We start from the raw sequence: 6,905 nt of genomic DNA, 5'->3' as shown, positions 1-6,905 counted from the left end.
GTTCTAAAAACGAGAGGACTTTTTTTTTGTTATGACAGAAGAACAATTCGTGTAAGTAGCCCCGATAGGAGCTGGCTACCATGTAGCGCGGATAGCGGGGAAGGTGTTGGAAAGAAGGGAAAACGTTATGCTTCAAAAAATAAAAATGAAATTATAGTTCAATCAAAATTTGATTTTGCAACAAGTTCTCAAACGTATCACGCTCGCGTATCAAATGGCCTTTTCCATCTTTCCATAACACTTCAGCAGGTTTGAAACGCGAATTATAGTTAGAAGCCATCGAGAAACAATAGGCTCCGGCATTTCTAAAACAAAGCGTGTCACCTTCATGGATTTCGGGAATTCTTCTATTATTGGCAAACGTGTCTGTTTCACAGATATAACCCACAACTGTGTAAAAGCGCTCTTTTCCTTTTGGATTGGAAATATTTTCAATGTTGTGTTGCGATCCGTAAAACATTGGACGGATTAAATGATTAAAACCACTATCAATTCCGGCAAAAACAGTAGATGTCGTTTGCTTGATTACATTTACTTTGGCTAAAAAATATCCAGCTTCACTTACGAGAAATTTTCCGGGCTCAAAAGCTAAAGTCAATTCACGGCCATATTCTTTTTCGAATGCAAGGAAACGTTTGGTTAACTTTTTTCCTAATTCTTCGATGTTAGTTTCAATATCGTCTTTTTTGTATGGAACTTTAAAACCTGAACCAAAATCAAGAAACTCTAAATGTTTGAATTGTTTGGCGGCATCAAACAGAATTTCTGATGCATAAAGGAATACTTCGATATCCAGAATATCAGAGCCTGTATGCATGTGGATTCCGTTGATGTTCATCTTAGTATTCTCAACGATTCTTAAAACATGTGGAATCTGGTAAATAGAAATTCCGAATTTACTGTCGATATGACCTACAGAAATGTTCTCATTCCCACCAGCCATAACGTGTGGATTGATACGGATGCAAACGGGAACTTTTGGATATTTTGCACCAAAATGTTCCAAAATAGAAAGATTATCAATGTTGATTTGAACACCCAATTTGGCTACTTCTTCAATCTCTTCAAAGGAAACACCGTTTGGGGTAAAAATGATTTTATCGGGCGTAAAACCTGCATGAAGGCCAAGCTGCACTTCCTGAATAGAAACTGTATCCAATCCTGAACCCAAATTCTTAAGCAGCTTCAGAATAGAAATATTCGACAAGGCTTTCATCGCATAATTGATGCGAAGCTTTTCTACTTTTGAAAATGCTTTCGTTAAACGATTGTACTGGAATTCAATTTTCTCTGCGTCATAAACATAGAGAGGATTTCCAAATTCTTTAGATAGTGAAAGTAATTCTGCTGGTTGCATAATGTAATTTTTTAACAAAGCTATGCTTCTTTACCAGAAATGGCAATTGTTTAAATATCGAAATTCATCCTTTTTGAAAACATTACATAAATGGGAAAGTAAAAGAAAAGACCAGTGTTTGCTGATTTACCTTGTTGTAGATATTTTTTCTAACTGAAATCTTTACCAGAAAAACGAAAATTTCAGCTTTCTAAATTCTGCCATTTTGAAAGCATTAGACAAAATTAAAAGGATATAAATAATTAAATTTCGGACAATTATTAACCTATTTATTATAGATTATGCTTTTAAATTACATTCAAAAACATCTCTCAAACTCTGGCATTTATTCGGAAAATCTGAAAAGAATTTCATTTGTAGTGATACTGTTTTTTAGTATCACAACTATGCAATCACAAACTACGTTTACTTCAGTTCAATCGGGTAATTATACCGACCCTGATACTTGGGGAGCAGCTACTATGCCAACATCGGATGATCATATTGTAATAAGTACAGGAACTACAGTTACTCTCGATGATTTGCTAACGATACAAAATGCTACTATAAGCGGCACATTAGAAAGTACTTCAGCATCTTCGGAATTTATCATTGAAGGTAATTTAACGGTTAATTCCGGTGGATTATTAAAAGGAATTTATTTTTATGATGCGGGTTCGTTTGGTTATAATAAAGGAATACAGCTCACTGTTGCAGGCAACATCATAAACAATGGTAGAATTGATTTGTCAGAAGGCTCTAGTTATGACCCGGAAGGTGTGTTGAATTTGAATGGAACAACATTGCAAACGGTTAATGGGTTAGGTACATTTGGTGGTACTTTTTTAAGTACAGGTAGTAGTAACACAGTAGCAGTAATTAATCAAATAGTTGTTGATAATACCAGTACTGCAACTCCCAATATTATATGGGGATTTAATAATATTAAAATCAGAAGTGCTTTAGCACTGACAAGTGCCAGAATAGATTTGGCCGCAAATAAAATGTCTATCGGAAATTATGGTGGCGCGACTACAACTTGTCCGGCTGGTAGTGGTTTTTTAAGTGGGACGATTGGTAAATGGTATGATGCTTATGATAATTTTGCTCCAATAACTTCGGGTGCTGATTATAATAACGCTGATGCCTTATTTCCTTTTATTAGTGCTAATGGAAAAAGCAGAGCGGCATTTATTTCAAGACCAAATGATACCACCAGTTCGGCTGTTTCCGGTGAACTTTCAGTAAGTTATTATGATGCTTCAACTGTTGCCAATGGTTTTTCTATACCCGATGGTGCTTATACAATAACCGATATATATGAAGGCGCCTGGATTATCGAAAAGGATGCTAATTATTCATTTCCGTTAGGAAATCATGCTATAGCTTTTTCAATTGAAGATGCTTATTTGATTAAAAATGGGAATTCCAGAATCATTAAGCTTGATGATACTACAGTAGGAACGCATCAGGCAGGAACAACTACACCTTTTGCGGAAAGAATCGGACTTTCAGATAGTGATTTGAATAATGGTTTTCTTGTTGGGTACAATGCAGTTTTAGATACGCCGGTAACTTCAGTTCAATCTGGTAACTGGGATGATGCTTCTACATGGAGCAGTAATTCGGTGCCATCTTGTACCGATACTATAACTATTCTTTCGGGTCATACGGTAACAGTTAATTCTGTTAACACTGCAGCCGGAGTAAATATTAATGCCGGAGCTACTTTAATTAGTGATTCTTTAAGTTTAACGGTTGGTTGTACAAATAACAATGCGACTTTTTCAAACAAAGGAACTTATAGCATAAATGGAGGTTCTCTTATTGTTAATGGAAATATTGTGCATTCTAACGGAAGTATATTCAATCAAACAGCTGGAGACATCATTGTGGATGGTAATAATAACGGCGATGCTGCGACCAGTATTGACCAAACGCTTTTCAAAATAACAAATACCACATTAAATCTGACTGGAGGAAAAATAACTATCGTTGATCCACCGGTTGTTAGTGCAAGTTTGGCCACAACACATACAATTACAAGCATAGTTCCTTGTACTGGTTTTTTCTGTTGGTATCCTACCGATATATTTTTAGATTCAGTAGATGATTTAACAATTGGTCAAGTTGTTTCAGGTGCAGGAATTCCTGCTGGAACAACAATAGCCAGTATCAATTTTGATGGTTCAATTAATACAAGTCCGAGTTTGCCTGCTACAGGTTTAACTTTACCTTTAAATTTATCTTTTTATACTGTAGGTTCTCCAATATCTGCATTCATATACGAATCAAGTAATAATTATGCTGCCGGAGCTGGACATACATTACAAATTGGGGATGGAATATCAATAGAGAAAAGTACAGTGACTACAAACGGATTCAATTGCAATTTTAGAGCAGCGGAAGGGACTTTATCTCTGAATAACTTAATCGTTAATGCTCCGGATGCAACAAACAGATTTGTTAATTTAGATAATAACAATGCTAATTTCAGTGGAGTTGTGATGAATGTACAAAACGATTTTACTATCATACAAGGAAAAGTAATTGGTTCTGGAGTTGATACTTATTATGGAGGAAATATAGTTAACAACGGACAATTAAATGTATACAACACAACCAGTCTTGGGAATTATATAGATGGTTCTTATGTGGCAACATCGAATCCGCAAACTATTTCAGGTACCGGAACGTTTAATGCTCAAACTGATGTGATCCTGAATACAGCTTTTACTACTGGTTCGGTAAATCAACTTAAAGTGAACAATACAAGTCCGGCCGGAGTAACATTCTTGGTACCTTTCAATGTGATTAGCGGATTAACTATGACCGAAGGAATTATTCACACATCAGCCTCAAGTGTTCTTAAAATTGGAACTCCAGCTATGGCATATACAGGAAGCATCTTCGGAAATTTTGGAAGTAATTGTTATATTGACGGCCCTGTTTCAAAAGATATCGCAGGAAACCAAAATGCTATCAATTTAACTAATGGTTCAGGTTTTGATGCAGCTTTCTTTTTTCCGGTAGGGAAATCAACGTATTCTCCGATTTGGGTGGCTATTACCACGCCAGCAGGAGGTTTTGAAACACCGGGAGCTAATTTAAAAGTGGAAGCTTTTGAAACAAATTCGGGTACACCATCGGCTAATATTGCACATTTAAGCCAAAACAGATGGGAAGTTTCTAAAACGGCTGGTACGGCTACTGATTTTAATATTAAAGTTGGTGACGACTTAGCAGATGAAAATTACATTATTGTACAGGCAGCAACTGCAGCCGGAGTTTATGATAATGATTTTGGGATAACTTCCACATTTGAAGCAGGAACACCAAATACCTTAACTTCTACAACTGCTCCGATGCCGTTGTCAAGCTTTAAAGGTTTCTTTTCTACAGCAAGACAATCCGATTGTTCAGTTGTAATTCCAGGTAATACATTAGCTTCTGAAACTGTTATTTGCGGAGGAAAATCAGTAAAATTGAGTTTAGAAAATGTAATTGTTGGAGAAGGCATAACCTATCAATGGCAAAACTCAACAGATGGATTAAGTTATAGCGATATTGATACTGCTACAGCAACAACCTGCAATGTTTCGCCAATAGAGGATACATACTACCGTTGCAATGTAAGTTGTTCATTTAGTACAACAACAGTAGCATCAACACCAATAGTAATCGCTTTAAACAACACTATAACTTCTACTACAGCGGCAACAATTTGTTTGCTTACAACCGACACTGCTACATTAACAGCTACTTCTGCAGATACTATAAAATGGTATGATGCTCAAACCGGAGGTAATATTTTAGGAACGGGGAATTCATTTATAACACCAAGTCTTACTGCGACAACTACTTATTATGCAGGTACCGAATCAACAAGTAATGGTGTAGGAGGTATGGTTTATACAGAGGATGGCTATGGTACTGGAGGATTGAATAAAGGTTTGGCATTTAATTTATCCAATTCGATTATTTTAAATTCGGTAAAAGTATATCCGCAACAAAATCCAGGTGGTACCGGACCAGCAGCTGTAACTATTAGAGTACTTCAAAATGGAATGCAGGTTCCGGGAACTTCAGATGTAACTTTTACTCCAAATACATTTGAAGATTATAACCCAACTACAACAGCTCAAATCGTAACGCTTAATTATCAGTTAGCCGCAGGTGACAACTATTCACTTGAGATTACGGATGGAGCGTCTTATGACAATGCATTTGCTTATAATTATTTATTTCCAAGTCCGTTCCCAATTACAACCGGCGCAGTTTCAATAATTGGAGGAATTGACAATGGTTATGTAAGCGATTCGAATTATAATTATTTCTACAATTGGGATGTTACCGAAGTATGTTCTTCAGCCAGAATACCTGTCACAGCGACTGTAGAAACCGTAGGATGTGATTTGGGAACTCCGTCTCTTTCTGAATCAATAAGCAAAGTTATAGGCTATCCAAACCCCTATTCAGGAACATTCAAATTAAAAATAGAAACTAATAGCACATCAGATATTAGAGTGAATGTATATGATATGATTGGAAGATTAATCGAGCATAGAGAGACTGATTTAAATGGAATATCACAATTGGAGTTTGGAAATGGTTATCCTTCCGGAGTTTACAATGTGGTTGTAATACAAGAAAACAATATAAAAGCACTGCATATGATCAAAAAATAATTACCAACAACCAATTTTCATAGTGAAGAAAACCGATTAGGAAACTAATCGGTTTTTTTTACGTAATTATTTTTATCAGTAATAAGAATCCAGATTATATGAGTAACTTGTAAGTTCACTTATAACATTAAATACTGTAAAAATGTTCACTCATCAGGGTAATAAAAGAACGGCAAACCACAACCTGCAAATTGCTTCATTACTCTCATTTGTAGCTGGAATTGTTAATGTCGCAGGCTTTTTGGCAATCCAAAAACTTACCACAAATGTAACCGGTCACTTTGCTTTTTTTGTAGATGAAATCTTTAAACTTAATTTCTGGCAGGGCTTTATTTACTTTCTGTACATTTTTTTCTTCTTCCTCGGATCATTTTCATCGAGCTTCCTGGTGGAATACATTACCCGAAGAAACAGCAATTATACTTATATTGTCCCTACCGCAATTGAAGCTTTTATTTTATTAGTTATCGCTGTTTTTGGACAGCAATTGGCTGTAGAAAATCCAAATATGATTGCGTTTGTATTGCTTTATGCGATGGGGCTTCAAAATTCGCTTGTCACACGAATTTCAAATGCGACTGTACGGACTACACACCTAACAGGATTGTTTACTGATTTAGGAATCGAACTTTCACAATTGTTTTTTTATCGTGAGGTTCCGGCAAGGCAAAAACTTTTTACTTCCATAAGATTAAGGCTTACGATTATCAGCTTCTTTTTTGCAGGCGGAATTGTGGGTGGTATTTTTTATTCTGAAATGGGACTTAGGGTATTGCTGTTTGGAGTAATCACCTTATTTGGAGGTCTTATTTATGATAGTATTAAATTAAGACTATTGCGTCTGAAAAGAAAATACAGGCATTGATAATCTTTATCCTGGG

At 35.9% G+C, this 6,905-nt stretch carries 3 protein-coding genes; 2 read left to right on the top strand and 1 reads right to left on the bottom strand.

The genetic code is table 11. The features are described 5' to 3' along the window. Positions 1 to 151: 151 nt before the first annotated feature. Positions 152 to 1,357: a diaminopimelate decarboxylase gene (gene lysA / locus ABIQ27_RS02140; protein WP_348031618.1), complete on the bottom strand. Its 1,206-nt coding sequence runs from the start codon at positions 1,355 to 1,357 to the stop codon at positions 152 to 154. Positions 1,358 to 1,743: 386 nt separating this feature from the next. Here lysA and ABIQ27_RS02135 point away from each other — a divergent pair, with 386 nt between their 5' ends. Both ABIQ27_RS02135 and ABIQ27_RS02130 read left to right on the top strand, forming a co-directional pair. Then, entirely contained in the window at positions 1,744 to 6,024 is a 4,281-nt protein-coding gene (locus tag ABIQ27_RS02135; protein ID WP_348031616.1) for a T9SS type A sorting domain-containing protein, read from the top strand. 142 nt (positions 6,025 to 6,166) lie between these two features. Then, entirely contained in the window at positions 6,167 to 6,889 is a 723-nt protein-coding gene (locus tag ABIQ27_RS02130) for a YoaK family protein (protein WP_348031614.1), read from the top strand. The last annotated feature ends 16 nt before the right edge of the window (positions 6,890 to 6,905 follow it).

Origin of the sequence: Flavobacterium sp., from assembly GCF_039916025.1 — a bacterium.
Lineage (GTDB): Bacteria > Bacteroidota > Bacteroidia > Flavobacteriales > Flavobacteriaceae > Flavobacterium.
The sequence above is the reverse complement of the archived record's forward strand: the minus strand, read 5'-3'. Positions and strand labels throughout refer to the sequence as shown.

Excerpts from the sequence above, each read along its gene's own strand:
- lysA (WP_348031618.1), bottom strand. The coding sequence starts at position 1,357 with ATGCAACCAGCAGAATTACTTTCACTATCTAAAGAATTTGGAAATCCT.
- ABIQ27_RS02135 (WP_348031616.1), top strand. The coding sequence starts at position 1,744 with ATGCAATCACAAACTACGTTTACTTCAGTTCAATCGGGTAATTATACC.
- ABIQ27_RS02130 (WP_348031614.1), top strand. The coding sequence starts at position 6,167 with ATGTTCACTCATCAGGGTAATAAAAGAACGGCAAACCACAACCTGCAA.